The sequence below is a fragment of the Natrinema marinum genome (assembly GCF_024296685.1).
GTDB classification, from domain to species: domain Archaea; phylum Halobacteriota; class Halobacteria; order Halobacteriales; family Natrialbaceae; genus Natrinema; species Natrinema marinum.
The window spans coordinates 73614-100588 of record NZ_CP100763.1; the positions used below are offsets into that span (position 1 = coordinate 73614).

Here is a 26975-nt window from a genome sequence, read left to right on the forward strand (position 1 = left end):
ACGGTATCGTTTCAGGCTGCCTCGGCTGCGGTCGTCCCGCCATCCGAAATCACTGCTTCGACGGTAGTAACAGCGTTTTTCGACACGCTTCTCGCCGCCGTACTCGGATTCACGCCGCCGAACGCTCGCACGGTCCGGGCCGTCCGACCGCCGCCGATCAACGGACAGTGCACTTATGTGCGTTGGCAGTGACAACCAGTAGCATGAATGGTGTTCTGAACGAGACGACCAACAAGATCCACAAGTACGAAGCCGGTCGGTCGGACTTTCAGACGAGTTGCGGGGCGACCTCCCACGTCGCACACGAGTACCTCCGACTGATGCCCGTCGAGCGGGCGGTCAGCGACACCGACGCGAACCGTTGCGGGCGCTGTTTCGCCGACGGGGACGGTCACTGAGCCGCGGACCGCGTCAAAGCACCCGCAGTTCCGTCGTCCAGAAGGAGCGAACGGCGTCCTCGAGCGCCGGCTTCGGGTCGCCCGTCGCGTCGACGGCGGCCGTCGCGGCCGGCTCGAGTTCCGATTCCTCGACCAGCGTCTCGACGACGCCGCGCTGTCCGACGAGATAGAGTGGGGTTTCCGCGCGCTCGCCGCCGGGTTCGTACGCGGCGAGGACCTCCCGGCAGCGCTCGAGGTGGTCGTCGATCTGGCCGTCGCGGATCCGTTCGAACCGAGCCTGCGAGAAGCCGCCCTTCGAGTGGCTTCCCTTGACGTCGCTCTCGAAGCCGCGGTAGTCGACGCGCTCGTCGCCTTCGTAGACGCCGACCGCGAAGAGGTCGGTTCGGACCAGCGCGACGGCGTGGTCGCCGGTCGGCAGGAACCACTCGCGCTCGAGGGCGAAGCGGTCGTCCCACGTCGCCGGGCGCTCGGGGGTGACGGGCGGCTCGAGGGTCAGCGCGATCAACCCGGCGTCGTCGACACAACAGAGACACGGCGCGGCGTCGTCGACGAGCGCGGTCCGATCGCCGAGCACGTCTGTCAGGTCCCCGCGAGTCGATTCGGTCAGCCCGTCATCGTCGACGCCGACCGTCAGCGCGCCTTCGGGGCCGGTCCGAAACGAGTTGAGGCGGTCGAGGACCGCCTCGAGACGAGCGCCGCGCAGGTCGTCGCGACGGCGAACGGCGAGCCCGGACTCGTCCTCGTCCGCCCGCTCGAGTTCGCCCTCGAGCTGGGCGATGCGGTCCTCGAGCCGGTTGACCCGTTCTTCGGCGTCCTGTCGCGCGGTCGCGGCTTCGGCCCGGCGCTCGGATTCGGCCTCGTAGCGCTCGCGCAGCCGGTCGTTTTCCTCCTCGAGGTCGTCGATTCGCTCCTTGAGCGATGCGCGGCCGAGCAACTCGTCGAGCATCCGGCCGAACACGGGAAGCGAGCCTACTTCTAGGTTCCGGCGTTGGGGAAGCCGTCGTCGGGCGATCCGCCAGTGTCGTCGCGCCAGCCGCCGGCGAACGCGAGCAACTGTCGCGCCCGCTCGCGCCGGGCGAGGAACACCTCCTGGAGCGACGGTGGATTTCTGATCTCTGTGCCGTCGAGCATCGATTCGGGCAGTGCGAGCGTGTTCGTCGGCACGTCCGCCGCGCCGTGGACGGGGAAGTGCTGAGACTCGAGTTTCATGACCAGCGGCGTATCGAGGCGCTCGAGACCGTCGCCGGTCGCGTACACTTCCTCGTTGATGCGCTCGTGTTGCTCGTCGTGCATGAGTGCGTGGTCCCCGTCGGTCGGGGTCACGTAGAGACGTCCGAGATAGTAGCTTTGCGAGAAGACCTCGAACATGCTAACTAGTACCATGGTCCGGACGGACATAACTGTTTGCAGATACGTTTAAATCGGCGCGCTATCAGATCGGTCGCCCGGCATCGGCGGACCGCAAGCGACGACGACGATCCGGCCGCTCGGCCACGGAGATAGCGGACTTCCCGCAGATGTAGGTCGCGATTGACGAGCCAGAAACCAGATGAAACGGTTCGAACGATCGTGCCGGAAACGGGGCGGTTTCGGTGGTCGCCGGCCCATCGTGACGAAGACTGCGCCCGGCTTGAACGCTCAGAACGAATTTCAGGGGCTGCCTGGAGCGATTAAACGGTACGAACGAAGGTCTGTCTTTTTAGTATATTCGGTGTCACAACTAACGTAATGACCACCACTCGGTCCGTTGCGGTCTTCGTGGCCCTCGCGGTCGTCGGTCTCACGGTCGCACCGCTCGCGAGCGGCGCGGTCGTGAGCCCGTTCGCAGCCGCCGAAACCGGCCAGTCCGAGACGGCAACGACGAACGCGTCCGTCGGGACGCTGATGCAAGCGAGCGCAGCCGATACGAAGAACGGAGTCGAAACCGGCATGTTCGAAGCCGCGTACGAAACGGCGGACAACGAGAGCAAAGCGACGGTCGTCACCGACCGAACCGCAGCGCTCGAGGACCGATTAGACGCACTGGAAGCCGAGCGTGCCGAACTCCGCAACCAGCGCGAAAAACTTTCACAGGGCGCCTACCGCTCTCGGATGGCGAAACTGACGGTCGAAATCGCCAGCCTCGAGCGGTCGATCGAGCGAACCGAGCGCCGCGCCGCCGAGGTCGGCGTCGGGGAGGACCGTCTGGCAGAACTCCGCGGAACCGCGGCGTCGATGCGAGAAAACGCCGCTTCGAAAGCCGGTCCAGGCGTCGCAGCGCTCGCTCGCGGCCTCTCTACCGGCGGCGGTCCGCCGGACGGTGCGGGGCCACCGGACGGTGCGGGTCCGCCGGACAACGGCGGCTCCCCCGGTGAGGCGCCGAAAAACGGACAGAACGGTGGCTCGGGAAACGGTAACTCGGGAAGCGGTAACCCGGGAAACGGTAACTCGGGAAGCGGCAACCCGGGAAACGGTAACTCGGGAAGCGGTAACCCGGGAAACGGTAACTCGGGAAACGGTAACTCGGGGACCGGCACCCCTGGTAACGGGCAAAACGGTAACTAGCTCGCTCGCGGACTCCGTCACGTCGACCTTCTCACCTCGAGTCCGGCAAGCAGACACGCTTTTCAGCGACGGTCTCTAACTCCACGTCGATGGACTCCGCCGCGTTGTTGGATCTACTTGGCAACGAAAACAGGAGGCGAATCCTTCGGCTGCTCGCTCGCAAACCCTGTTATGTCACCGAAATTTCCGAATACCTCGGCGTGAGTCCCAAGGCGGTCATCGAACACCTGCGGAAACTCGAGGAGGCGGGCCTGATCGAGAGCCGAGTCGACGATCAGCGCCGGAAGTACTTTCATATCGCCCGGAACGTTCGCCTCGAGGTCAACGTCTCGCCCTATGGCTTCGCGAGCAAGAGCGCGTATCCGGCCAACAGCAGTTTCGATATCACGACCTGTCGCCACCTGACGCTCGACATCTCCTGGGACGATACTGACGATTTAGACGAATTACTCGCCGCTCTGGAGGACTTAGAACAGCTCGAGAACGAACTCTCCTTGGCCCAGCGGTGGGTTCAGGGGCGGCTCTGTGACGTGCTCGACCAGATCTCCGAAAGCGTCGGTGCCGACCCCGAGAGCCGGATCTACGCCGATCTCCTCGCGAGCGTCCGGTCGGAGCCGAAATCGGTCGGCGAACTCAGTGACGATGTCGAGGCCCCGCGGGAGGTCGTCGCCGACCTGCTCGAGGTGATGGCCGACAACGGCGTCGTGCGCCGGACCGAGCGCGGCTGGGAGCTGACGACGAACGGCTAACTCAGTCGATGTCCGTCGTGAGTCCATCGCGGAGGTCGCGACCGAAGTAGTAGCCCACGAGCGACGCGAGCAGTCCGACGGCTCCGCCGACCGCGACCAGCGTCCCGGCCGAGTCGGCAGCCGCGATGAGCACGGCGTGGGTGAGCAGCGCCGAGACGGCACCGACCGAGACGCCGGCGGCGCTCACCTCGAGGTACCGGCGCTTCGACGCGAGCAGGCCGACGAGGAAGGTGACCGCGAACATGCCGACCATGCGGCCGGCGATCGGGAGCACGGTCGCGCCGGCCAACAGGCCTGCGCCGACGACGAGCACGAGCGCGAGGAACGCCTTCGGCGAGAAGTACCGCCCGAGCGAGAGCCGCGATGTCAGCGGGGAGAGCAACGACGACGGCGAGAATCGCGACGAACCACTATCGGCCTCGGCGCCGGCGTCACGCTCGGTGGCCGATCCGAACGCTTCCGCGTCGGCTCCCGACTCCGAGGTGGCAGCCGCAGCGTCGGCCCGCGGTTCGGCGTCGCCGGCCCCGGTCCCCACCTCCGAGAGCAATCGATCGGTCTCCTCGAGGAGGTCGTCGGTGCTGGAGCCGTCTCGGCTCCGGCTTTCGGTCACCTCGTCCGAACGGTCGCTCATGTGTCATCAATGGCAGCCCGTCGTCATGGACCTTTCCCCGGCCGCAGCGTATACGTGGACGGCCGCCCCACCGGAACCATGACCTGGGCTGTGACGGCTGCCCTCGGGCTGTTCTCGGTCGGAATCGGCGCGTTCGTCTACGTGCTCGTGTCGAACCTCGAGCCCCAGCCGGAGTATCCGGAACTGATGACCGACGCGCTACGGCTCGTCGGACTCGCGGTCGCGACCGCTGCAGTCGGCATCGGAATCGTCTTTCTCCTTTCTGCCGGCCGGGCCTATACGTGGTGACGAACGCGAAACAGGGGCGATCCGGGAACCGTGTCGTCAGCGAACCGAGTCGAGTAGCAGCTTCTGTTCGACCCGTTTGACCTCGTGTTGCACGTCGCGGACGGCGTCGATGTTCGCCGAGATCGAACTAATTCCCTCGTTGACGAGGAATCGGGCCATCTCGGGTTTCGAGCCCGCCTGCCCGCAGATGCTCGTATCCACGTCGTGCTCGCGGCAGGTCTCGATCACGTTGCCGATCAGCCGGAGGACGGCGGGGTGGAGCTCGTCGAACCGGTCGGCGACGTTCTCGTTGTTCCGGTCTACGGCGAGCGTGTACTGGGTCAGGTCGTTGGTGCCGAACGAGGCGAAGTCGATGCCCGCTTCGGCCATTCCCTCGACCGACAGCGCCGAGGCCGGCGTCTCGATCATCGCACCCCAGCGGCGCTTCTCGGGGTCGATCCCCGCCTCCTTCATGAGTTCCTTCGCCTGCAGCACGTCTTCGGCGTCGTTGACCAGCGGGAACATGATCTCGACGTTGTCGTAGCCCATCTCGTAGAGTCGGCGGAACGCCTCGAGTTCGTGGGCGAAGACGTCCGGCCGGTCGAGCGAGCGCCGGATGCCCCGGTAGCCCAGCATCGGGTTGTGCTCGTTGGGCTCGTCGTCGCCGCCCTCGAGCTGGCGGAACTCGTCGGTCGGCGCGTCGAGGGTGCGAACGCGGACGGGACGCGGGTAGAACTCGTCGGCGACGCCGCGGATGCCCTCGACGAGTTCTTTGATGTAGGCGTCCTCGCCGTTCTCCTCGATGTAGTTGGCGGGCGTCTGGTTCAGCGAGAGAATCATGTGCTCGGTTCGCAGGAGGCCGACGCCGTCTGCACCCGTCGCGGCCGCGCGCTCGGCGGCCTCCGGGATGGAGACGTTGACCTTGACCTCGGTCGCGGTCATCGGCTTGACCGGCGACTGCGGGCGGACCTCCTCGACAGGTTCGGTCTCCTCGTCGGGCTCGACCGTCGTCCCCTCGAGTACCGATCCCTTCTCGCCGTCGAGAGTGACGACTTGCCCGTCCTCTAGGACGGTCGTCGCGTTGGTCGTGCCGACGATGGCGGGGACACCGAGTTCGCGTGAGACGATGGCGGCGTGGCTGGTCATGCCGCCCTCGTCGGTGATGATCCCCGAGGCGCGCTTCATCGCGGGCACCATGTCGGGCATGGTCATCTCGGTGACGATGATGTCGCCCTCGCCGACCTTCGCCAGGTCGTCGAGTTTGGTGACGATCCGTGCGGGGCCGCTGACGGTCCCCGGACTCGAGCCCAGCCCGTCGACGAGCACGTCGCCGGAGGAACTCGCGTCGGCCGCGCCGCCCCCGCTTTCGGCCGCCTGGACGCCGCTGCCGTCGGTCAGCCCCTTCGAAGCGTCTCCGCCGCTGGCTGCCTCGGCGGCGTCGCCGCTCTCGTCGATCGTCGTGATCGGGCGGGACTGGAGCATGTACACGTCCTCGTCGACGATCGCCCACTCGACGTCTTGGGGCTCGTCGTAGTGGTCCTCGACGCGCTCGCCGAGGTCCATGAGATCGTCGATCTCGTCGTCGGAGACGACCCGCTGGGTCCGCTTGTCCTCCGGCACGTCGCGCTCGACGGTCTGGCCGGTTTCCTCGTCTTTCTCGTGCATCACCTTCTTCTCGGCGATGGTAACGTCCATCGACCGGTCCTCCCGATCGATGACGTAGTTGTCCGGCGAGACGGCGCCGGAGACGACGGCCTCGCCGAGTCCCCAGGCGGCTTCGATGATCATCGTCGGATCGCCCGTCGAGGGGTGACTCGTAAACATCACGCCCGACTTCTCGGCGTCAACCATCTGCTGGACGACGACCGCGATGTTGACCGCAGAGTGGTCGAAGCCCTGCTCTTGGCGGTAGTAGATCGCCCGCTGGGTAAACAGCGAGGCCCAGCACTCGCGGACGCGATCGAGCAGGTCCTCCTCGGTGACGTTGAGGAAGGTCTCCTGTTGCCCGGCGAAGGAGGCGTCGGGCAGGTCCTCGGCGGTCGCCGACGAGCGCACCGCGACGAACGCCTCGCCGTCGCCGACCTCGCGGTAGCTCTCGAGAATCTCTTCGCGGAGGTCGTCGGGGAACGGCGTCTCGAGGATAAGTTCCTGTGCGCGGTCGGCCGCGTCGGCCAGCGCGGCCGAGTCGTCGACGTCGACGTCGACGGCCGCGAACAGCTCCTCGTCGATTTCGGCTTCTTCGATAAACGATCGATAGGTCCCGGCGGTTACGACGAATCCCGGGGGAACGGGTAGCCCAGCACCCGTGAGTTCGCCCAGGGAGGCACCTTTACCGCCGACCTTCTCGAGGTCGCCGGCACTGATCTCGTCCAGCCAGAGTACAGCCATCTCTAGTTGTGTGATCACTGGAACGAATAAAGAAGGTTGCGAACGGTCGCGCACAGTCGCAACTCGAGACTGAATGAGTTTCTATCAGGCGAAGCGCTCGGAGAGCCGGGCGGCCAGAAATCGTCGGTAAATCGAACGCGTTAGGGCGTTGCAAACGGGATATCGTCGGCGCTCGAACGCCCTTCGCCGACGTGACGATTCGCGGATTGTTCGTCCATAGCGATTAAACAACCTCGGTGACTGTCGTGGGTATGGACCTTCGAAATCCGTTCAGATGGGCGATCGTCTATCGGCTGGTCGCGGTCGGGTCGCTGGTGCTCGGTCTGGCGCTGGTCGCGCTCGGTCTCGTCATCGGGTTCGGCGGTGCGGTCACGGTGCTGTTCACTGCTCCGCTCGATCCCGGTCCGGCGATCGAGCAGGCGAATCCCGTGATCACCGTGGTCTTCGCCGTCCTCGGCGTCGTCGTCTGGCAACTCGGCAAGACATACGCGCTGTTCGCCACTCTTCCCCGCGCGGCGGGTCGGGCCGCCGGCCGTCAGGTCGACGCCAACCGTGTCGCGAGCGAAGTGCGTGACAGCCTCGAGGAGCGACTCACCGATCTGGAGTCCGAAATCGAAGCGACGCGCCGGGCCGTCGAGGCCCTCGACGACGGCGATCGACGACTGACCTACGACGAGCGCGAGCACCGCGAGGAAGCGTCGTCGGAATCGGAACCGAATCCGTCGTCGGATCGGGGACCGTCACCACCCTCGAGCCCGAAACAGACCGGGAGCGACGGCGATATCGGATCCGATCACGCCGATAGCAGCGGCGACCCGCTCGCCTGAGCCGCTTCTCATGCCTCGAGGATCTCGTCTTCCTCGTCGTCGGGGACGGCGATCGAGCCGTCGAGAACGGTCACGCCGCGACCGCCGACCCGCACCGCTTCGTCGAGTCGCACGCGGACCAGTCCCGGCCGGTCGACGTAGTGGCCCTGCTCGAGGCGGAGTTCCTCCGGCAGGTCGTCGTCGAACGCGCCGAAGCGATCGAGGTACGCGCCGACGGCCCCGCTCGCGGTGCCCGTAACGGGATCCTCCGGGACGCCGGCTCCCGGCGCGAACATGCGGCCGTGGAGCGTCGAGTCGCGCTCGAGCGCGTCGAAAGTAAAGAGGTAGATTCCGGTCGCGTCGACCGCGTCGGCCAGATTCTCGATCGCGCGCATGTCCGGCTGGGCGCTCCCCACGTCTGAGAGGTACGTGATCGGGACGATCAGGAACGGCAGCCCGGTCGAGGAGACGGCCAGCGGGAGATCGGCGCTCGCGCCCTCGAGCGCGGCCGCGTCGACGCCCAGTGCGTCGGCGACCCGATCGTAGCCGATATCGACCTCGCGGATCGTCGGCTCGTCCTGGGTCATCCAGACCGTTCCGTCCGATTCGACGTCGATCTCGAGGACGCCAACGTTCGTCTCGAGGGTGGTCGTTCCCGGCTCGAGGCCCTCGTCGCGGAGGTGCGCGAAGCTGCCGATCGTCGCGTGACCGCAGAGGTCGACCTCCTGGGAGGGAGTGAAGTAGCGGATTCGACGGTCGGCGGCGTCGCTCGAGCGGAGAAACGCCGTCTCGCTGACGGCCATCTCGTCGGCGATTGCCTGCATCTGATCGGTCGAGAGTCCGTCCGCGTTCGGGACGACGCCCGCCGGATTGCCGGTCAGCGGTTCGTCGGTGAACGCGTCGACCTGCAAGATCCGAATCGTCTTCATACGACGTGGGTCGGCCGACCGGCGTATCAATCCTCGGTCTATCGATCAAAACGGCTCCTGTTCGTAGCGAGCGGGTGAGGACCGCAATTATCTCCAGACTACTGCTGGATGCTGCGTCTCCCCCGACGACCGCGCGTGGCGTCACCTCGGCTGTGTCACTGGAACGAGAAGGTCGTCTCCGAATTCGGTGCGATCGTTTTCATCATCGCGGCAACCACGTCGTAGTCCGGTCGCGGCTCAATTTCACAGCTCGATGCTTTCAACGTCGAGACAAGTTCGACGTGAACGAGCGCGTCCTCGAACGGAACGGTCGCGTGAGCCGTCGTCCCGTAGGCTGCCGTCGACGCCGCGCTGACGAGCGCGGTTCGCGTCTCGCCGTCGTACTCGTAGGAGACCTCCTCGTAGTTGCCACTGCTTTTGGTCTCCTCGAGGAATCCGTCGGTGACGGCGGCGTAGGAACACCGAATCTGAACGTCGACGTAGGCGTTGCCATCGCTTCCGAACCCGTCTCGAGTCGCGTTCGCCTGCCACCGGTCGTCGTACTGGTCGGTCGTACTCGTCTGCCAGCCACAGGGGTAGTCGATGGTAATCGGCAGTGCGGTCCCGGCCGCGTCGAACGGCGTGAGGGCGCTTGCGTCATCGGCGACTTGCTGACACGCGGGGTCGCCGTCGCTGTGTCCGGGCGTACATCCACCGCCATTGCTATCTTCGTTTTCGTCGGCCCCTTCGTCTCCGGAGCCGTCCGTCCCCGTGTCGGTGGAATCGCTCGTGTCGCCGGCACAGCCGGCGATGCTCACCGCCCCGGCAGTGAGTCCGGTCGCAAGTAGTCGGCGGCGGCTATACGGCTGTCGTGTGTCGTCCGCGGTCGTCTCGGATGCGTTCATGATTCTGGTTCGGTGAGTGCAAGTAGCGTGCCGGTGCTGTTCGATGAGAAGACATGGCTCGCGGTGAGGGCGCCCGGTTTCTCGAGCGGGCCGGGTTCGTTCGGTGCGTGGCCGGAGTTGGCGACATCGATCCGGTACATCGCAGTGCCGTCTGCGGCGCCAGTGTTCGAGGAACCCGCCGCCGCCGATCGTTCGGTCCGCGTCGAATTGTCGGCATCGTCGTCGCCATTCCCGTCTCCGTTGTCTCCCCCCGGCGAACGACTGTCAGTCGTCGACGAACAGCCAGCCAACCCAACTATTCCGGCAGTCCAGAGCGGCTTCAGCGCCGTTCGTCGATCCCACTGAGAACGGCCCGTTTTCCGTTCCCTTTCAGTCCATCTCCCCATTCATTCGGTTACGTAGAAGTATTTACTTATAAATGGGCGACCTATTCAAATAGTGTTCACGTGCGGACAGTACTAGGGGAAAGAACCGAATTTCACGGCTACACCGGGATATAGCCGTAGAAATCGCTGCCGCGACGTATGCCATATCCGTCCGCTGTGTGCAGCAATACGGTGTCAGCGTCCAGTCCGTTTCGAGGCGTTCGATGTCCCGTCTCGCTTGCGCGCCGGCGCGCTTAGCGCTCACCGATCCAGCCTGCGAGATCGGTGACGACTCCCTCGGCCACGTTGTTCCGAACGGTGTAGGCGAACTCCACCGACGGTCCCTCGCCCGGCATGAACAGGTGATCGAGGTCGCCGTCCGTCTCGAACGTCGTCTCGGACTCCCCACCGAGTTCGGACCGCCAGCGCTCGAGGTCGTCCGCGACGGAGACCTGGAAGTCCCGCCCGCCCTGCAGGAAGTACGCCGGCACGTCGAGTGCCGCCGCGGTACCGACGTGATCGTAGGCGGCGAGGCTGTCCCAGAACGCGCCGGGCTTACCGAGGAGCGTCTCCGTTGGCTCGTACTCGCCCGAGCGGACCCGCTCGATCTGGCCGGCCCATCGGTCGTGGATGGCCGCCAGGTCGTCCCACTCGATGGAGCCGACCGAGACCTTGTGCTCGAGTTGCTCGAGGGTCAACTCGTGGTACGGCCGGGCCGGCGCGGCCAGGCCGACAATCCCGGCGAGACTCCCGTCTCGAGCGGCGATCCGGGGTGCCGCCCGGCCCCCGAGACCGTGCCCGACGACGACGATGCGATTCGGGTCGACGCCGTCGACGTTTCGGAGTCGCTCGACGGCGACCAGCGCGTCGTCGACGGTGACGCGATCGAGGGTGTACGAGCCGGGGTCGACGTCACAGGTGGGGATTCGCTTGTCGTAGCGGAGGGCCGCGACGCCGTTCGACGTGAGGCCCTCGGCCAGATCCTTGAGCGCCTTCGTGCCGCCGCGGTCGTTGTTTCTGGTCCCCGCACCGGCGTCGTGGACGAGGACGACGCCGGGGACCTCCCCCGACTCCGCCGTGGGCGTCGTGACGGTTCCCGGCAGCGAACAGTCCGCGACCGAGAGCGTCACGGTCCGCTCGGCGATCGCGTTCGGATCGACGTAGGCCGGTCGGGCGTAGCCGTCGACGATCCCGCAATCGAGGAGCCGCGATTTCCCGTCGACGACAGCGCGGAAGTCGTGGTCGCCGCCGTCGAACGACAGCGTCAGATCGACCGCCGTCCGGGTTCGCTTGGCCGCCGTCTTCGTCTCGGCGACCTCCTCGAACGAGCCGCTGACCGATCCGTACGCCATCCAGAGCCGCTCGAGTCGGGCGGGATCGCCGCGTTTGTCGCGTTCGCGCTCGGCGAACCGTTCGCTGGCTCGCTCGAAGTTCTCGTCTGCGAAGTCGTCGATCAGCGCCGTCGCCACGTCGGTGGGTGTAGTCGGGCCGCCATCACCTGTCGAGTCCGAGAGTAGGTCGGAACAGCCGGCCACTGCTGACGCCGTCGCCGTCGATACCGCCGCGAGTACGGTCCGCCGTCGGGGTGCCATCGTTGTCGGACCCTCCACGGTGTGTCGGATAAGTACGAGGTCGATTCTCTGTGACTGTGTTCGGCTTTGATATACGAAGTCGACGGCTGGTGTCACGCGCCGATGGGTGACGGCCGGCGGCGGCGCTCAATCGTCGCTCGCTTCCTCGAGCGGGTCGCCGTGGTCGGCCATCGGCGGCAAATCCCCCGAGGCGTGGGTGCCGACCGGCGGCCGGTTGACCTCCGCGGCGGACGAGTTCTCGAGGTCGGTTCCCGCGTCGTCCTCGAGCGACGCCATCTCGCCGTCCGCTCGAGCGTCCTGATCGATCCGCATCGAACAGAACTCCGCGCCGCACATCGAGCAAAAGCGCGCCTCCTTGTAATTGTCGCCGGGTAGCGTCTGGTCGTGGAACGACCGCGCGCGCTCGGGGTCGAGCGCGAGGCGGAACTGCTCGCGCCAGTCGAAGTTGTATCGCGCCTCCGAGAGCGCGTCGTCCCAGTCGCGCGCGCCAGGTCGTTCGGTCGCCACGTCGCCGGCGTGGGCGGCGATCCGGTAGGCCGCCAGCCCGTCCCGAACGTCCTCCTCCTCGGGGAGCCCGAGGTGCTCTTTCGGCGTGACGTAACACAGCATCGCGGCGCCCGCTTGGGCCGCTATCGCCGCACCGATGGCGCTCGTGATGTGGTCGTAGCCCGGCGCGACGTCTGTCACGAGCGGTCCGAGCACGTAGAAGGGTGCGCCGTCGCAGACCTCCTGCTGGCGCTCGACGTTCTCTGCGACCCTGTGCATCGGGACGTGGCCAGGTCCCTCAACCATCACCTGGACGCCGTGGTCCCAGCCGACCCGCGTCAGTTCGCCCAGCGTGTCGAGTTCGGCGTACTGGGCCTCGTCGCAGGCATCTGCCAGACAGCCCGGTCGTAGGCTGTCGCCGAGGCTGAAGGTGACGTCGTGTTCGGCGAAGATCGCACAAATCTCGGGGAACACCTGATACAGCGGGTTCTGTTCGCCGTGTTCCTCCATCCACTTCGCCATGATCGACCCGCCGCGAGAGACGATTCCGGTCTTTCGGCCGTCGGTCAGCGGCAGGTGCTCGGCGAGGATTCCGGCGTGGATCGTCATGTAGTCGACGCCCTGCTTGGCCTGCTTTTCGATGATCTCGAGCAACAGGTCGGTCGTGATAGCCGCGGGACTGCCCGCCTGCTTGACCGCCTCGTACAGTGGCACCGTCCCGAGAGGAACCGGCGAGTGCTCGACGTGGGCCTCGCGGATCTCGTCTAGGTCGCTGCCGGTGCCGAGGTCCATCACCGTGTCCGCACCGTAATGGACCGCGGTGTGGAGCTTCTCGAGTTCCGTCTCGAGGTCGCTGGTCGTCTCGCTGTTGCCGATGTTGGCGTTGACCTTCGTCGCGAACTCCCGGCCGATGATCATCGGATCGAGCGCGTCGTGGTTTCGGTTGGCCGGGATCACGGCCTGTCCCTCGGCGACCTGTTCGCGGACGTATTCGGGGTTTCGGTTCTCTCGCTCGGCGATGCGTTCCATCTCGGGCGTGACCGTCCCGTCGCGGGCGGCCTGCATCTGGGTTTGCGGCATCGATAACTAGGTTATACTACGGTGTTATATAGTTATCTCCGATCTCGAGACGGCGGCGCGACGCGTAGCGACCCTCGGCCTCGAGACCCGCCCGATTGAGTACCACACGCTCCCTAGTGGCGGGTTTCTGACGGCGTTCGTCGGGGGCGTCCGATTCGACCTCGAATCGATGACTGTGACGTTAGCATTGGAAATATATGCGTTTGAACGTCATACAAATTTACAATAGTTTCATTGGCTGCGGCGAAGCGGGTACTATGTATGGTAACAAGTAGCAGGCGGAGGGTGCTGACGGCGGCGAGTGGGATCGGTATCGGTGTGCTGGCCGGTTGCCTCGGCGGTGGTGGCGACGGTGGGCCGACATCGCTGAGCGTCGGCATTCCGAGTGCAAGCACGACGACCGGTGCAGCGAGCAATTCCTTTCAGCGAGTCGTCAAGGAACAGTCGGGTGACACCGAGCCGGCAGGCGAAATTCGCTGGCAGAATCAGGAGACGGGAGGGGACCCGCCGAGTCTCCGCCAGTTCTCGCAGGGGAACTTGCAGGCGCTGACCGCGGGGAACTTCATCGTCGCGTCGGCTCAGGAGGACCAGCCGCCGTTCGCCGAGCGGCCCCTGGACACGCTGCCAAACCAGATGTTCTCGATCACGCCGCTGCACATGCACATTCTCTCGGTGTCGGGATCGGGAATCGAGACGACCGACGACCTCGTCGGCAGCAACTTCTGGCCGCTGCCCCCGCAGTGGGGGCTGCGCCAGCAGGCCGAGACGGTGCTTTCGAACGCCGGTCTCTGGAGCGAACTCCAGAACTCCGATTCGGTCGTCGACGCCGGTACCGGTGACGTGGCCGGACTCATCGAGGAGGGCAACATCGACGCGATGATGGGCTACGGGGCCGGGTTCACGAACCTCGCCGGCTGGGCGACAGAAGTCGACGCCCGTGCCGACCTCCAACTCGTCGAATTCTCCGACAGCCTCCAGGAGGCCGCGAACAACACCCGCGGGACGAGCTACAGTTCGATCGACGTCTACGGCTGGGAACAACAGAGCTTCGACGCCGACCAGATGGATGTCTACGGCGCGGACTTCCAGTTCTGGCTCGGCAGCGATGTCTCCCGCGACGTCGGCTACGAACTCGCGCGGATCAGCAACGAAAACACCGCGTCGATTCAGGAGGGCCAACCGGCGTACCTCGACCACAGCGACCCCCAGAACATGGCTTCGCTGTATCTCGAGGACGTTCCGGTCCATCCGGGGCCGTACGACTACCTCGAGGAGCAAGACGTCGACATGAGTGCCTACACGCGCGGCGGCGAATAGCGCGCTCATGAGCGAGACCCAGAGCGAACCGTCGGTCTGGTCGCCGCTGGATCTCCGGCGCGAGCACCTGCTGAACAACCTCGTCGTGCTCGTCGCGGTGCTCTTCTGGGCGCGGGTCCTGTGGTATGCATACTTTCAGGAGGTACCGCGGGCGAAATACGGCGCCGTCTTCCTTGCCGGCGGGATTCTGATCTACGTCCTCGACGAACTCAGGGGACTGGAGCGCAGTCAGTGGCTCGAGCGCATCGGACTGTGGGCGTGTGCCATCATCGGTGTCGCCGTGCCGGCCTACGTCTGGCTGCACTACGAGGTACTTGAGACCCAGCGGATCGGCTACGCGTTGGGCTACGAGTACGCTATCGGCGGCCTGTTCGGGCTCGTCGTCCTCTATCTGACCTACCGCGCGTTCGGGGCCGCCTTCGCGGGCGTCGTAATCGCCGCGATCCTGTACGCATTCTACGGCAACCTGATCGTGGGGTTGCTGGGTCACGGCGGCATCGGGATCAGGCAGATCATCAACCTGTTGACGATGGAGTTCGACGGCTTCTTCGGCTCGATCACGCAGATCGTCGCCGCCTGGGTCGCACTCTTCTTGCTCTACGCGGGGCTGATGCGCGGCTACGGGGCCTTTCAGCTCATCATGCGGCTTTCCTTCCGGACGGCGAAGTACCTCCGGTCGGGGGTCGCCCAGTCGGCGGTGATCTCGAGTCTGATCGTGGGGTCGATCAACGGCGCCCAGACGGCGAACGCGGCGATGACGGGTTCGTTCACGATTCCGTTGATGAAAGAAAGCGGGATGAAGGCGGACTCGGCTGGCGGGATCGAGGCGGTCGCCTCCTCCGGTGGGCAGATCATGCCGCCGGTGATGGGCGCGGCCGCGTTCGTCATGGCCTCGCTCATTCCGGGGATCGGCTACGTCGACGTGCTCATCGCCGGGATCATCCCGGCGCTGGTGTTCTACATCTCCGTCGCGATCGGCGTCCACTACATGTCGGTCAAACAGCTCCCCGAGGGCGGCGTCGACCTAGACCAGCGCATCGACGACCTCGAGGAGGGGTACCACCCCGTAATCGAGGCGATCCGTTTCGGCGTCCCCTTCGCCGTGTTGCTGTACACGCTGGGGATCGCCCAGTGGACGGTCATCTCCTCGGCGCTGTACACCTGTGGGGCGATGGTGCTGACCGGTGCGGGGATTCCGATCGTGCTCAGCGCCGTCGACGACGGCGAGCGCGTCGGCGAGACCACGTTCGAGGCGCTGAAGAACACGGTTTCGGGGTTCAAATTCGGCGCGGTCACGCTGGCACCGATCGCGATCATCATCGCGGCGGTCAACGGGATCGTCGACCTGCTGAACGCGACCGGACTTCCCGGCAAGCTCTCGCTGGCGTTAGTCGGCGTTGCGGGCGGGGTCCTCCTGTTCACGACCATTCTCGCGATGGTCGTCTGTCTCGTGCTGGGACTGGGGATGCCGACCGTGGCGGCGTACACGATCGTCGCCTTGCTCATCGCGCCGACGCTGACCGGCGAGTTCGCCATTCCCGCCCTCGCCGCGCACTTCTTCGTGTTCTACGCGGCGATCCTCTCGGGGATCACGCCGCCGATCGCCATCGCGGTCGTGGTGACCACCGGCATCGCGGAGTCGAACTTCTGGAAAACGGCGCTCGAGGCGCTGAAGCTCGGCCTGCCGCTGTTCGTCCTCCCCTTTACGTTCATCTACAACCCCGAAATCGTGACGGGGGGATTCGATCTGACGACGGCTGGCTCGGGGCTGATCGTCCTGTTGGGCGCGGTCGCGATCACCCACGGACTCAACTGCGCACCGCGGCCCTTCGGCATCCCGTCGCCGCTGAGCTACGGTGCGCGCGCGGCCTACGTCTCGCTGGGCGTCTTCGCGATGGTCTGGCCGGCGACGATGCCCCGTATCGCGGCCGTGACCGTCGCACTCGTCCTCATCGCGCTCCAGACGCAGGTGACCCGCGACACCGGCTTCGGACCCGTCGCCGAGAGCGAGTGACCCGTTTCAGCCAACTTAAGGGGGCTGCGCTCGAGACACCGGGTAGGTGGCCATCAGATGTCCGACTTACCGGACGATTTCGACTGCACGATAACCAACTGGGAGTACATTTACGGCCTGTGCCGGGACGTTGCAGACGACGTACGCGACGACGAGTTCGAACCCGACGTCGTCGTCGCGCTGGCCCGCGGCGGCTGGTTCGCCGGCCGCTGTCTCTGTGATTTCCTCGGCATGGATGATCTGACGAGCCTGAAGATGGAACACTACGTCGGCACCGCCGAGAAGTCCGGCGAGCCGACCGTCCGCTATCCGATGCCCGAGGGGAGCGTCGAGGACAAGGACGTGCTCATCATCGACGACATCGCCGACACCGGCGGCTCGATCAAACGCGCCTACGAGTACGTCGACGACCGCGACGCCGGCGAGGTCCGCACCGCGACCCTCCAACTGCTCGGTACCAGCGAGTTCCAGCCCGACTACGTCGGCGAACGGCTCGAGGCGTGGACCTGGGTCGTCTACCCGTGGAACTTCATCGAGGATATGGTCGATCTGATCTCGAGCGCCATGGAGAAGGCCGATCAGGAGACCTTCACGGCCGACGAGATCCGCCACTTCCTCACCGAACACCACGGCATCGAGCGCATCGAGATGGAGATCGCCCAGCCCGATCGACTGCCCGAAGTCCTTGCGGAGATGGAGCGCCGCGGGGTGCTCGAGGCGGCCGGAGCCGACGAGTGGAGCGTAGTTGAGGACTGATTGCCCTCAGACAGTTGATTACATTGGGACCGTCTGGGGTAGATCCACACTGCAAACGATGGGTGTGGTGTCGTCATCGAAATGGATAGTAATCCATTTGCCCCCGTCACGACCACATTAGTGGAATACTCTCAATAGCATCCATCTATGAGATAGATATCATATCTGTCGAATGGACCTACAAAACTCCTTTCCGCTGGGTTCTCGTCGATTGGAGTCATCGGCTTTCTATTCTTTGGCACAGTTGGAGCGATCGGTATGCTCTACAAACTCTATGAAACACGTGACTCGTCATCGATACGGAGAACGTAGAGTGTAATCCCACGCTGATACCGGGTGAGTTGCCGCCACGTGCGTTAACATAATGCCGGTCCGTCAGCCGTTTCGTATCCGCCCACCGTCGCCGATCACCACTGCTGTCAATCAGACAAAATATTTAAGGGGCGGCTGTGACGGCTCTCATCGTATGAAGCGAATCCTCTCGAGCCTCGGTATCGGTTCGGCGACGGTCGATACGGTCCTCCCGACCACCCTCACGGCGGGCGAATCCGTCGACGCGCGCGTCGACGTTACCGGCGGCAACGACAGCCAGGAGGTCGACGGCATCTACTTCGCGCTGGCGACGCGCTACGAGACCGACGAGAGTCACGGAACGGCGAAGATCGAGACCTACGACCTCGCCGAGTCGTTCACGATCGACCCCGACGAGGAACGGTCGTTCACCGTCACTATCGACGTGCCCTACCACACCCCCGTCACGCACGGGCGAACGAACGTCTGGCTCGACACCGGCCTCGACATCGACTGGGCGGTCGACCCGGACGACCGCGACCCCATCGAGATCGAACCCGACCCGCTCCGCGAGGCGCTGTTCGACGCCCTCGAGTCGCTCGGCTTCACCCTTCGGACGGCCGAATGCGAGGCCACGGAGTCTCTGTTCGCGAGCCGCCGCTTCGTCCAGGAACTCGAGTTCGTCCCCCGGTCCGGCCCCTTCGCGGGCGACCTCGACGAACTCGAGGTCGTCACGCTGCCCGAAGGCGAGGGCTTCGACCTGCTGCTCGAGGTCGACCGCCGCGGCGGCCTCTTGTCGGAACACTTCGATGTCGACGAGCGCTACGACCGCGTCTCGCTTCAGCCGGGCGACGAGGCGGACCTCGAGCGACGGCTGCGAGCGGCGGTCGAGCGGAATCTCTGATCGAGGAAGCCGTCTCCGTCTCTCTGCGCCCGTCGCCGCCCGCCGTTACTCCGCGACCGACTCCGAGTCGGTCGCCTCGGCCGATCTCGAGCCGTCCCCGCTATCGCCGACGATCGACCGCTTCCACGTCCCCCGCGTAAACCACGCGGCGGCCGCCATCGCCCCGGCGATGTCGCCGACGACGACGCCCGTCCAGACGCCGGTCGGCCCCCAGTCGGCGACGAAGACGAGCGCGTAGGTGACGGGCACGCGGACGATCCAGAGCCCCAGCACGGCGAACGCGAGCGCCGTCTTCGTGTTTCCGGCCCCGCGGAACGCGCCCTGAATCACCTGCAAGACCCCCATGAACGCGAAGCCGACCGCGGCGAAGCGGAGGTAGGTCGCGCCGTAGTCGATCGTCGCCGCCTTCCCCGCCGCGTCGGCCGTGACGAACACCGAGACGAACGGCTCGGGGAACAGCGCGGCGACCGCGCCTGCCGAGAGCATGATCGCCGCGATCGTCCCTGCGGCGATCCTGACCGCTCGCGCCGCGCGGTCGGGTTTGCCCGCCCCCAGGTTCTGGCCGACGATCGTGTCCGTCGCTTGTCCCAGCCCGAGCGCTGGCAGGAACGCCAGCGAGAGCAGCCGGTTACCCAGCCCGTACGCCGCGACCACCGCTGGCGGGAAGGTCACGACCATCGCCGTCATCGCGACCAGCGCGAGGGCGGTCATCGACTGCTCGAGCGCCGACGGCGTCCCCAGTCGCGTGATCTTCGTGACGTACTCCAAGCGCGGACGGAGGTGTGCGGCCCGGATGTCCGGCCCGACGTTGGTGTAGTACAGCAGATAGACGCCGATCAGCGTCGCGAGCCCGCGCGAGATGAGCGTCGCGACGGCGGCACCTTCCACCTCGAGGCGAGGGAACGGGCCGACGCCGAAGATGAACAGCGGATCGAGCGCGAGGTTGAGCACGACGCTGACGAGCATCACCCGCATCGGCGCGCGCGTGGTGCCGTAGCCGCGCATGAGCGCGACGAAGACGTAGAAGCCGAAGAGGAAGGGAAGCCCGAGGAAAAAGATCTGTAGGTAACCCGCCGCGAGCGGGATGATCTCGGCCCCCGTCTCGGCGTCGGCGGGCAGAGCGGCCAGCATCGGCTCGGTCGCGACGAAGCCCAGCGCACCGAGGGCGGCGGCGACCAGCGAGACGAACGAGAGCGTCTGGCCGGCGATCAGCCCCGCGTCGCCGCTTTTCGCGCCGGTGTGTTGGGCGATCAGGATCGCGCCGGCGGTCGTAAAGCCGCCGCCGACCGCGATCAGTAAGAAGAGGAGCGGAAAGGCGAGGCTCACCGCCCCGACTGCGTCCGGCGAGAGCGCGCCCAGCCAGAAGGTGTCGCCGACGTTGTAGGTGACCTGCAGGAGCTGGATGACCACCAGCGGCCACGCCAGCCGGAGCATCGGCCGGACGAGCGGGCCGTCGGTGAGCCCGCCGTCGGAATCCTCTCGAACTGCCATAGCCACACAGTAACGACGGCGCTACTTGGGTGCTCCTGAGCCGTGATAGCGACGGCCACCGTTCCCGGTCGGCGGCCTCGACGCTCGTCGACGCTCCGCGCCGCGGCCTGAGGCGAGGCGAGAACCGGAGCTTTAGGGGACTGCTCGACGCACGTTCCCGCATGACCATCGGCGTTATCGGCGGCAGCGGACTGTACGAGGCGCTGGCGCTCGAGAACACGCGCAGCGAGGACGTGTCGACACCCTACGGCGAGCCGAGCGAGGCGATCACGATCGGCGAACTCGCCGGGCGGGAGGTGGCATTCCTTCCGCGCCACGGCGAAGACCACCGGCATCCGCCGAGCGATGCGCCCTACCGGGCGAACCTCTACGCGCTCAAATCGGTCGGCGTCGACCGCGTGATCGCCACGAACGCGGTCGGGAGCCTGCGCGAGAACCTCCCGCCGCGGGCGCTCGTCGTGCCAGACCAGATATTCGACCGGACCAAGCACCGCTCGCCGACGTTCTTCGGCGACGGGATGGTCGTCCACATGGGCTTTGCCGAGCCGTACTGCCCGGCGATGGTCGATCACCTCGCGACGGCGGCTGCGGCGGCCACTGGCGACGAGACGGCGACCGAGCGGGGCGGCACCTACGTCTGCATCGAGGGCCCGCAGTTCTCCACGAAGGCGGAAAGCGAGTTCTACCGGTCGCAGGGCTGGGACATCGTCGGGATGACCGCCATCCCGGAGGCCAAACTCGCCCGCGAAGCCGAACTCAGCTACGCCACCGTCGCCGGCGTCACCGACTACGACGTCTGGAAGGAGGACAGCGAGGTCTCCCTCGAGGAGGTCCTCGCGAACGCCGCGGCCAACGAGGACGCCATCAACGCGGTCGTCGAACGCGCGATCCGGACGATGCCCGACGACTTCGAGAGCGAGGCTTGGTCCGCGCTCGAGGGGACCATCAACACCCCGACCGAGGCGATCCCCGAAGAGACACGCGAGCGCGTCGACCTGCTGGCCGGCGACTACCTCTGACTACTCGAAGGCGCGTTTGAGTTCCAGCGCCGTCGTCTCGTCCGTTCGGTCGACGCGACGAGCGGGCTCGAGTCGGGGCGTGTCGTGACCCGCGGGGGTTGCTGTCTCTGCCGCCGGTGCATCCGTTCTCGGCGTCGATGCCTGGGGTTGCGATGGGTGGTCCGACGCCGCCGCCTGATCCGGGGCTGCCGTTTCGGTCCGGTCTGCCGTCGGCTCCGGCGACCGGTTCGGAGTGGGACCGTCCCCGCCCTCGACGCCTGCCGCGAGCGCCACGCAGTCGGGACAGAAGTCGTTGTCTCCCCACTCGAGGGTGTGCACGGGAACGCCGAGGACGACGATCTGTTTGGCGTAGCGGCGGTGGGTCCCGGATTCGGCCGGCGTCCCACAGCGGACGCACTCGCGCTGGTCGGCGTCGAACGGTTCCTCCTCGTATCGGTACTCGAGCCCGAACGTGTGGGCCGGATAGAGCGGGAGTTGGCTCGCGAGGTAGAGGCCGACGAGGACCAGCGGAACGAGCAGCGCCGAGAGCCACATCGCCACCGTCGGCTCGAACCGGAACAGCGGGCCAGCCAGCGCCCCTGCGAGCAGGGCGATCGGGAGCAGTTTCCGCAGCAGCGCGAACGCCTCGACCCAGGTGCGAAAGATGGCATCGTCCGGTCTGGGCATTGCCCCGACGTTTCGCCGGTGCGGGCTAAACGCTTGTGGGCGCTCCGCTCGATCTCCCTGCGGACGCTCCGTCGCGTCGACTCCGCTCTTTCGACCGTCTCGAAAATATTAGTCGGCGATCGCTTCGCTCGCCTCGGACTCCACCGTGACCTCCTGAATCCAGAGGTCGCCGAACAGTTCGTCCTGCTCGAGCCTGACTCGACCGCGATGGGCGAGAAAGAGCAATGCGAGATACGTCATCACGCGCGTGCCGCCGACCTCGTCGATCTCGGCGTAGAGCACCTCCTCGCGACCCCGCTCGTAGTGGGCCTCGAGTTCGGCCTCCACGTCGTCGATGACCGACTCGATGTCCTCCTCGTGGGTCGTGTGAGTCACGTCGTCGCTGGTCGGCTCGTCGTCGACCCGGAAGTCGTCCCCCGAGTGGTAGTTCAGCTCTTGGACGCCGCGATCGTACCCTTTCGGCGAGTCGCTCGTGTCGTACGTCCGCGATTCCTTCCACCAGCTGTCGCGCTCTGCGGTCCGGAGTTCCCGGACGAGTTCGTCCAGCGTCTCCGGCTTCCCGCGGGCGTGTTTGCGCTCGAGGCGTCGCTCCATCTCTTCTTCGAGATTTTCGATGGGGTCGAACCCCGGCGGATGCCCCTCGCCGCCGCCCTCGGCATCCATCGCACCGTCGTCGGCGAAGGGGGCCTCCCACGGCGGCAGCTCCTCGTCGTCGGGCTCGTCGGTCGCGAACAGCTCGTCGCTTTTCATCCGCAGGAGGACGCTCGCGTAGAACAGCGCCCGCCCCGACGTGCGGAGGTCGGCGTCTTCGATCGCCTCGAGGAACTTGTCGGTGACCCGGACGACGTCGATGTCCCAGGGGTCGATCTCGCCGTCCTCGGCGAGTTGGACGAGCAGTTCGACGGGTTCGACTTCCTCGTCGTCCGCGTCGTCCGCGGCGTCGGTTTTGACATCCGTGAACTCGAGGACCGATTCGTCGGACTCGTCCGCTGACGTGCGGTCCTCGCCGCCGCCGGGGACCGTCTCGCCAGGCCGCTCGCGGTCCTCGTGGCCGGTGATGTTCAGTGGAATGTCGTCGTCTCGCTCCCCGCTCGACTTTCCGGAGTCACTGTGCGACTCCCGTCGCTCACGGGTCGTTTCCCTCCCCGTTCGCTTATCCGAGGAGCCTTGCGTCGCCGTTGGCTCCTCAGGCTCCTCGCTAGTCATCGGCGGGAACCTCCCCGCTACTCAGATCGATACCGGTCACCGCGCTCACGTTGTCCTGTTGCATCGTCACGCCGATCGCCCGCTCGGAGCGGTCGAGCATCGCCGAGCGGTGGGAAACGACGACGAACTGGGCCTTCTCGGAGAGTTCGTCGACCATCTCGCCGATTCGCTCGGCGTTGACGGCGTCGAGGAAGGCGTCGACCTCGTCCAACGCGTAGAACGGGGCCGGGTTGTGCCGCTGGATCGCGAAGATGAAGGCGAGCGCGGTCAGGGACTTCTCGCCGCCGGACATCGCGTCCAGCCGCTGGATCGGCTTGTCGCCCGGCTGGGCCTTCATCGTCAGCCCGCCGTCGAACGGATCGTCTTCGTTCTCCAAGTGGAGCGTCCCGGTCCCCTCCGAAAGCTTCTCGAAGATCTCCGTGAACTGTTCGGCGATCTCGTCGTAGGAGTCCATGAACGTCTGCTTCTTCTGGGTCTCGTACTGCTCGATCCGGTCGCGAATGCCTTCCGCCTCCTCGACTAGCGTCGCCTTCCCCTCCTCGAGTTCCTCGAGGTCGCTTCTGACCTCGTCGTACTCGTCGATCGCGAGCATGTTGACCGGCTCCATCGCCTCCATATCGGCCTGCAAGAGGTCGATCATCTCGAGGACGGTGTCGTGATCGGGCACGTCTTCGGGGTCGTAGTCGCCGACCTCCGACTCGAGCGATTCGATCTCCCACTCGAGGCTGTTCGCGCGCTCGCGTGCGTCCTCGAGTTTGCTCTCGACGGTGTTGACCCGGTCTTGCTGCTGGTCGCGTTTCGTCCGGGCCTCGGAGAGTTCGTCCTTGAGGTCGCTCCGTTCGGCTTTCAGTTCCGTCAGTTCCTCCTCGAGTTCTTCGACCGCCTCGCGTTTGTCCTCGAGTTCCTCGCGCTTTCCGCCGATCTCCGCTTCGTACTCCTCGATCCGCTCTTCGTGTTCGGCTTTGCGGTTCTGCGCGCTCTCGATGTCGTCGTGGAGATCCTCGATGGCGTCCTCGGCGTACTCCTTCTCGAGGCTCAGTTCGTTCAGTTTGCTGTCGAGGTCCTGAATGCGGCCCTCGCGTTCGTCGATCTCGGCCTCGAGTGCCTCGATCTGATCGGTCAGCTCGGGGATCTTCGAGTCGGCGAGTTCTCTCTCGAGTTCGGCTATGTCGGCTTCGATCTCCTCGACGGCGGCCGTCTTCGATTCGATCTCGCCGGAGATCTCGTTCATCCGCTCGTCGACGGACTCGCGCTCCTCGCGGAGGTCCGCGAGGTCGTCCTCGAGGTCTTCGATCTCCGCTTCGATCCGCTCGCGCTTCTCGTCGAGTCCCTCGATCTCGGACTCGATCGAGCGCACCTCGTCTGCCGCGTCGCTCTTGCGGTCGCGGGCGTCGTCGAGGCGCTCCTCGACGCCCCGTAGCTCCTCGCGGATCGACTCGCGTTCCTCCTGAAGCTCGGTGATCTGTTTGGCGACGCGCTCGAGTTGGCCCTCGCCGCCGCCGGTGAACGAGTACCGCGAGCCGCCGCCCGAGCCGCCGGTCATCGCGCCGCTTTTCTCGACTAAGTCGCCGTCGAGCGTGACCATCCGGTAATCGCCCATGTACGAGCGGGCGGTCTCGATGTCCTCGACGACCAGCGTATCGCCGAGGACGTAGGAGAAGACGCCGGCGTACTGGTCGTCGAAGTCGACGAGGTTGTACGCGAAGTCGACGATCCCCGGACCGCTCGGCGCGTTGGGAAGCCGGCGCTGGCTCATGTCCGTCAGCGGGAGGAACGTCGCCCGGCCCGCGTTGCGCGATTTGAGGTGTTCGATACACTGCTGGCCGATCACGTCGTCGTCGACGACCACGTTCGCCAGCCGGCCGCCCGCTGCCGTTTCGCACGCCACCGCGTACTCGCCGGGGACGGTCCCGAGCTGGGCGACCGCGCCGTGGACGCCGTCGATCCCCGAGTTGAGGATCGTCGTCACCGCGCGACCGAACGAAGAGTCGCCGCTCTCGCCTGCGTTTGCCTCGAGTTCGGCGTACTCCTGCTGTTTGGCCTGGATCTCATCGTCCAGATCGTCGGCGTCGGATTGGAGCCGTCGCTTCTCGCGTTTCAGGTCGTCGACCACTTCCGCGATGTTCGCGCGGTTTCGCTCGGCCTTCTCGAGTTCGCGCTCCAGGTCGCCGCGCTCGCTCTCGATCTCGGGGAGTGCTTCGCGGCGGTCCTCGATCGTGGCTTCTTTCTCGCTGATGGCGTTCGAGCGCCGTCGGGCCTCGTCAAGCAGGCGGTCTTGTTCGCGCTGGAGGTCGTTCTTCTCGGTTTTCGCTTCCTCGAGTTCGTCTTTGCGCTCGGCGAGGTCGGCTTTGAGCTCGTCGAACTCGGTGTCGACGGCCTCGATCTCGGCCTCGAGATCGTCGCGTTCGGCTTCGCGTTCCTGGATTTCTCCCTTGAGCGAAGCCTTCTCGAGCTTGTGCTCGCGCATCTCGCTCTCGAGGTCGTCGATCGTCTCCTGCTTGCGGTCGATCTGGACGAACGCCTCGCGGCGCTTCGACTCGGCCTCTTCGATCGTTTCGTCGCTGGCCTCGATTTTGTCCTCGAGCCGCGAGATGTCGCCTTTGATCTCCTCGATCTCGCTTTTGATCCGGAGCTGTTCGTCCTCGCCCTTGCGCTCGATTTCGGCGTTTAAGTCCTCGAGATCCTCCTGTAAGCGGACGACCGTCCCCTCGCGCTCGTCGAGTTCGCGCTGGAGTTCTCTGTGCTCGTCCTCGAGGTCGTCGACGGTCGACTCGAGCGAGTCGAGTTCGTCGCGTTTTTCCTCGAGTTCGCTGGCTTTCTTGTAGCCCTCGTACTCTTCCTTTTCGCGGCGGAGCCGGCGGTAGCGCATCGCTTGCCGGCGCTCGTCGGCGAGTTGGTCGAGCCGATCGCGTTTCTCCTCGATGCGGAGTTCGGCCTCGTCGATGCGTTCTTGAACCGTCTCGAGTTCGCCGAAGGCGTCCTCTTTTTTCGCGTCGAACTCGGCGACGCCCGCGATCTCGTCGATGATCTCCCGGCGGGCGTGGGGCGTCATGTTGATGATCTCGGTGACGTCGCCCTGCATGACGACGTTGTACCCCTCCGGGGTGACGCCGGCCTGTGCGAGCAGGTCCTGAATGTCCGAGAGGTTGACCGAGCGATCGTTCAGGTAGTAGTAGGAGTAGTAGTTGTCCTCGGTTTCCTTGACGCGGCGACGGATGCGGATCTCGTCGACATCGCCGACGTCGTCGCTGCCCGCCGCGTTGACGACCTGCGAGCGCGTCAGCGTCTCGTCTTCGTTGTCGAGGATGACCTCGACGGTGGCCTCGCGGGGGCCGGCCGAGGAGTCGCCGTCTTCGTGGCCGGGGTTATAGATGAGGTCCGTCAGCTTCTCGGCGCGGATTCCCCGCGTTCGGGCGAGTCCGAGCGCGAAGAGGACGGCGTCGATGATGTTCGACTTGCCGGAGCCGTTCGGCCCCGTGACGACCGTGAAGTCCTCGTAAAACGGGATCTTGGTCTTCCGGCCGAAGCTCTTGAAGTTGTCCAGGACCAGCGCCTTGATGTACATTCTCGTTACGAGCCCTCCGTTCCGCAGTGGTTCGTCGCCGCGGAGTCGGGTATCGCGTTCGCGACCCCGTCCCCTCCCCTCCGCGGCGTCGGCCGCAGTTACGCGACGATAATGTCGTCGCTACCTGAGTCTTCCGCTTCGTCCCCGGCCGCGCCGTCTTCCTCGGCGTCGGCAGCCGCCTCGGCCACCTCGTCGGGTTCGGCTTCGGGCGTCTTCGACGACTCGGTGCCCGCCTCCTCGCTGCGCCGTTCGGGAACGCGCGTCGGCGTGTCAGCATCGAGTTCTGCCTCGAGGACGCGGATCCGCTCTTTCGCCTCGATCAGCTCGTCCGTCAGCCCTTCGACCGTCGACTCGAGTTCCGCAACCGTCGATTCCAGTTTCTCGACGCGGTTGTTCGACATATCAACTAGGGGTCCGTCCGGCCACATAAACGTACGTCAGACGACTATAAGAACTCTTACAGGTGCTCGTCGGCGATGCAAGCGAGCGGGTCGCTCGAGGTGCGACGGATCGGTCGTAGGACGCCCGAAACCTCGGTCGGACGCGAGCGCGACCGACGCGGCGGCGGGCACACGTCACCGATCGGTTGCCGTCGAGTGCCGGCCACTTTTATCGTGATCCGGAGAG

The 26975-nt window shown here is 65.8% G+C and carries 23 protein-coding genes; 10 read left to right on the top strand and 13 right to left on the bottom strand.

Annotation, left to right across the window (positions count from 1 at the left end; all coding sequences use genetic code 11):
- Nucleotides 1–203 precede the first annotated feature (203 nt).
- On the top strand, nt 204–398 hold the full coding sequence (locus tag NKH51_RS00375) for a hypothetical protein (protein ID WP_254763262.1): 195 nt from the start codon (nt 204–206) through the stop codon (nt 396–398).
- Between the two features lie 13 nt (nt 399–411).
- Here NKH51_RS00375 and NKH51_RS00380 read toward each other — a convergent pair whose 3' ends face one another.
- Nucleotides 412–1344, bottom strand: a complete 933-nt coding sequence (locus NKH51_RS00380) for a Vms1/Ankzf1 family peptidyl-tRNA hydrolase (RefSeq protein WP_254763263.1) — start codon at nt 1342–1344, stop codon at nt 412–414.
- 29 nt (nt 1345–1373) lie between these two features.
- A complete protein-coding gene (locus NKH51_RS00385) occupies nt 1374–1766 on the bottom strand; it encodes a DUF5802 family protein (protein WP_254763264.1) in 393 nt (130 codons plus the stop codon).
- A gap of 360 nt (nt 1767–2126) precedes the next feature.
- Here NKH51_RS00385 and NKH51_RS00390 point away from each other — a divergent pair, with 360 nt between their 5' ends.
- Together NKH51_RS00390 and NKH51_RS00395 are read left to right on the top strand one after the other, a co-directional pair.
- Nucleotides 2127–2942, top strand: a complete 816-nt coding sequence (locus NKH51_RS00390; protein ID WP_254763265.1) for a hypothetical protein — start codon at nt 2127–2129, stop codon at nt 2940–2942.
- An 89-nt stretch (nt 2943–3031) separates the two neighbouring features.
- Nucleotides 3032–3691 carry an ArsR/SmtB family transcription factor gene (locus tag NKH51_RS00395; RefSeq protein ID WP_254763266.1) on the top strand — a complete coding sequence of 220 codons (660 nt, stop codon included), beginning with the start codon at nt 3032–3034 and terminating at the stop codon, nt 3689–3691.
- 1 nt (nt 3692) lies between these two features.
- Here the strand turns inward: NKH51_RS00395 and NKH51_RS00400 are convergent, their stop codons facing one another.
- Nucleotides 3693–4322 carry a DUF456 domain-containing protein gene (locus NKH51_RS00400; protein ID WP_254763267.1) on the bottom strand — a complete coding sequence of 210 codons (630 nt, stop codon included), beginning with the start codon at nt 4320–4322 and terminating at the stop codon, nt 3693–3695.
- Between the two features lie 78 nt (nt 4323–4400).
- On the opposite strand from NKH51_RS00400, the gene NKH51_RS00405 reads away from it, so the two are divergent.
- On the top strand, nt 4401–4610 hold the full coding sequence (locus tag NKH51_RS00405) for a hypothetical protein (protein ID WP_254763268.1): 210 nt from the start codon (nt 4401–4403) through the stop codon (nt 4608–4610).
- Nucleotides 4611–4646: 36 nt separating this feature from the next.
- On the opposite strand, the gene ppsA is transcribed toward NKH51_RS00405, so the two are convergent.
- The gene (gene ppsA / locus NKH51_RS00410) at nt 4647–6977 is read right to left on the bottom strand and encodes a phosphoenolpyruvate synthase (RefSeq protein ID WP_254763269.1); all 2331 of its coding nucleotides are present in this window, start codon (nt 6975–6977) and stop codon (nt 4647–4649) included.
- A 251-nt stretch (nt 6978–7228) separates the two neighbouring features.
- On the opposite strand from ppsA, the gene NKH51_RS00415 reads away from it, so the two are divergent.
- Nucleotides 7229–7804, top strand: a complete 576-nt coding sequence (locus tag NKH51_RS00415) for a hypothetical protein (protein WP_254763270.1) — start codon at nt 7229–7231, stop codon at nt 7802–7804.
- An 8-nt stretch (nt 7805–7812) separates the two neighbouring features.
- On the opposite strand, the gene NKH51_RS00420 is transcribed toward NKH51_RS00415, so the two are convergent.
- The 4 genes from NKH51_RS00420 to thiC form a co-directional block, all read right to left on the bottom strand.
- Nucleotides 7813–8712, bottom strand: coding sequence for a PhzF family phenazine biosynthesis protein (locus NKH51_RS00420; protein ID WP_254763271.1), 900 nt, complete (start codon nt 8710–8712; stop codon nt 7813–7815).
- A gap of 155 nt (nt 8713–8867) precedes the next feature.
- The gene (locus NKH51_RS00425; protein ID WP_254763272.1) at nt 8868–9596 is read right to left on the bottom strand and encodes a hypothetical protein; all 729 of its coding nucleotides are present in this window, start codon (nt 9594–9596) and stop codon (nt 8868–8870) included.
- Between the two features lie 619 nt (nt 9597–10215).
- A complete protein-coding gene (locus NKH51_RS00430) occupies nt 10216–11553 on the bottom strand; it encodes an alpha/beta hydrolase family protein (RefSeq protein ID WP_254763273.1) in 1338 nt (445 codons plus the stop codon).
- A gap of 126 nt (nt 11554–11679) precedes the next feature.
- Nucleotides 11680–13119: a phosphomethylpyrimidine synthase ThiC gene (gene thiC, locus NKH51_RS00435; RefSeq protein ID WP_254763274.1), complete on the bottom strand. Its 1440-nt coding sequence runs from the start codon at nt 13117–13119 to the stop codon at nt 11680–11682.
- Between the two features lie 261 nt (nt 13120–13380).
- Between thiC and NKH51_RS00440 the strand changes: the two genes are divergently transcribed.
- The 4 genes from NKH51_RS00440 (at nt 13381) to NKH51_RS00455 (ending at nt 18401) form a co-directional block, all read left to right on the top strand.
- A complete protein-coding gene (locus tag NKH51_RS00440; RefSeq protein ID WP_254763275.1) occupies nt 13381–14436 on the top strand; it encodes a TAXI family TRAP transporter solute-binding subunit in 1056 nt (351 codons plus the stop codon).
- Between the two features lie 7 nt (nt 14437–14443).
- On the top strand, nt 14444–16450 hold the full coding sequence (locus NKH51_RS00445; RefSeq protein ID WP_254763276.1) for a TRAP transporter permease: 2007 nt from the start codon (nt 14444–14446) through the stop codon (nt 16448–16450).
- Nucleotides 16451–16507: 57 nt separating this feature from the next.
- Complete coding sequence (locus NKH51_RS00450; RefSeq protein ID WP_254763277.1) at nt 16508–17206, top strand: phosphoribosyltransferase; 699 nt, start codon at nt 16508–16510, stop codon at nt 17204–17206.
- 466 nt (nt 17207–17672) lie between these two features.
- The gene (locus NKH51_RS00455) at nt 17673–18401 is read left to right on the top strand and encodes a sporulation protein (protein WP_254763278.1); all 729 of its coding nucleotides are present in this window, start codon (nt 17673–17675) and stop codon (nt 18399–18401) included.
- 45 nt (nt 18402–18446) lie between these two features.
- On the opposite strand, the gene NKH51_RS00460 is transcribed toward NKH51_RS00455, so the two are convergent.
- A complete protein-coding gene (locus NKH51_RS00460) occupies nt 18447–19892 on the bottom strand; it encodes an MATE family efflux transporter (RefSeq protein ID WP_254763279.1) in 1446 nt (481 codons plus the stop codon).
- A gap of 161 nt (nt 19893–20053) precedes the next feature.
- On the opposite strand from NKH51_RS00460, the gene mtnP reads away from it, so the two are divergent.
- The gene (gene mtnP, locus NKH51_RS00465; RefSeq protein WP_254763280.1) at nt 20054–20911 is read left to right on the top strand and encodes an S-methyl-5'-thioadenosine phosphorylase; all 858 of its coding nucleotides are present in this window, start codon (nt 20054–20056) and stop codon (nt 20909–20911) included.
- Here mtnP and NKH51_RS00470 read toward each other — a convergent pair whose 3' ends face one another.
- The 4 genes from NKH51_RS00470 to NKH51_RS00485 all read right to left on the bottom strand — a co-directional run bounded on the left by NKH51_RS00470 (nt 20912) and on the right by NKH51_RS00485 (nt 26749).
- Nucleotides 20912–21577: a DUF8108 domain-containing protein gene (locus tag NKH51_RS00470; RefSeq protein ID WP_254763281.1), complete on the bottom strand. Its 666-nt coding sequence runs from the start codon at nt 21575–21577 to the stop codon at nt 20912–20914.
- Nucleotides 21578–21685: 108 nt separating this feature from the next.
- Nucleotides 21686–22783 (bottom strand): segregation/condensation protein A, encoded by a 1098-nt coding sequence (locus tag NKH51_RS00475; protein WP_254763282.1) that lies wholly within the window; start codon nt 22781–22783, stop codon nt 21686–21688.
- On the bottom strand, nt 22776–26348 hold the full coding sequence (smc, locus tag NKH51_RS00480) for a chromosome segregation protein SMC (protein ID WP_254763283.1): 3573 nt from the start codon (nt 26346–26348) through the stop codon (nt 22776–22778). Before smc ends, NKH51_RS00475 begins: the two co-directional genes overlap by 8 nt.
- 98 nt (nt 26349–26446) lie before the next feature.
- Entirely contained in the window at nt 26447–26749 is a 303-nt protein-coding gene (locus tag NKH51_RS00485; protein WP_254763284.1) for a DUF7518 family protein, read from the bottom strand.
- Nucleotides 26750–26975: the final 226 nt, after the last annotated feature.

Coding starts and splice junctions, on each gene's coding strand:
- NKH51_RS00395 (WP_254763266.1), top strand. CDS start 3,032: ATGGACTCCGCCGCGTTGTTGGATCTACTTGGCAACGAAAACAGGAGG.
- NKH51_RS00430 (WP_254763273.1), bottom strand. CDS start 11,553: ATGGCACCCCGACGGCGGACCGTACTCGCGGCGGTATCGACGGCGACG.
- NKH51_RS00415 (WP_254763270.1), top strand. CDS start 7,229: ATGGACCTTCGAAATCCGTTCAGATGGGCGATCGTCTATCGGCTGGTC.
- NKH51_RS00375 (WP_254763262.1), top strand. CDS start 204: ATGAATGGTGTTCTGAACGAGACGACCAACAAGATCCACAAGTACGAA.
- NKH51_RS00445 (WP_254763276.1), top strand. CDS start 14,444: ATGAGCGAGACCCAGAGCGAACCGTCGGTCTGGTCGCCGCTGGATCTC.
- thiC (WP_254763274.1), bottom strand. CDS start 13,119: ATGCCGCAAACCCAGATGCAGGCCGCCCGCGACGGGACGGTCACGCCC.
- NKH51_RS00460 (WP_254763279.1), bottom strand. CDS start 19,892: ATGGCAGTTCGAGAGGATTCCGACGGCGGGCTCACCGACGGCCCGCTC.
- NKH51_RS00405 (WP_254763268.1), top strand. CDS start 4,401: ATGACCTGGGCTGTGACGGCTGCCCTCGGGCTGTTCTCGGTCGGAATC.
- NKH51_RS00450 (WP_254763277.1), top strand. CDS start 16,508: ATGTCCGACTTACCGGACGATTTCGACTGCACGATAACCAACTGGGAG.
- NKH51_RS00470 (WP_254763281.1), bottom strand. CDS start 21,577: ATGCCCAGACCGGACGATGCCATCTTTCGCACCTGGGTCGAGGCGTTC.
- smc (WP_254763283.1), bottom strand. CDS start 26,348: ATGTACATCAAGGCGCTGGTCCTGGACAACTTCAAGAGCTTCGGCCGG.
- NKH51_RS00390 (WP_254763265.1), top strand. CDS start 2,127: ATGACCACCACTCGGTCCGTTGCGGTCTTCGTGGCCCTCGCGGTCGTC.
- NKH51_RS00400 (WP_254763267.1), bottom strand. CDS start 4,322: ATGAGCGACCGTTCGGACGAGGTGACCGAAAGCCGGAGCCGAGACGGC.
- NKH51_RS00420 (WP_254763271.1), bottom strand. CDS start 8,712: ATGAAGACGATTCGGATCTTGCAGGTCGACGCGTTCACCGACGAACCG.
- NKH51_RS00385 (WP_254763264.1), bottom strand. CDS start 1,766: ATGTTCGAGGTCTTCTCGCAAAGCTACTATCTCGGACGTCTCTACGTG.
- NKH51_RS00475 (WP_254763282.1), bottom strand. CDS start 22,783: ATGACTAGCGAGGAGCCTGAGGAGCCAACGGCGACGCAAGGCTCCTCG.
- mtnP (WP_254763280.1), top strand. CDS start 20,054: ATGACCATCGGCGTTATCGGCGGCAGCGGACTGTACGAGGCGCTGGCG.
- NKH51_RS00425 (WP_254763272.1), bottom strand. CDS start 9,596: ATGAACGCATCCGAGACGACCGCGGACGACACACGACAGCCGTATAGC.
- NKH51_RS00455 (WP_254763278.1), top strand. CDS start 17,673: ATGAAGCGAATCCTCTCGAGCCTCGGTATCGGTTCGGCGACGGTCGAT.
- NKH51_RS00485 (WP_254763284.1), bottom strand. CDS start 26,749: ATGTCGAACAACCGCGTCGAGAAACTGGAATCGACGGTTGCGGAACTC.
- NKH51_RS00380 (WP_254763263.1), bottom strand. CDS start 1,344: ATGCTCGACGAGTTGCTCGGCCGCGCATCGCTCAAGGAGCGAATCGAC.
- NKH51_RS00440 (WP_254763275.1), top strand. CDS start 13,381: ATGGTAACAAGTAGCAGGCGGAGGGTGCTGACGGCGGCGAGTGGGATC.
- ppsA (WP_254763269.1), bottom strand. CDS start 6,977: ATGGCTGTACTCTGGCTGGACGAGATCAGTGCCGGCGACCTCGAGAAG.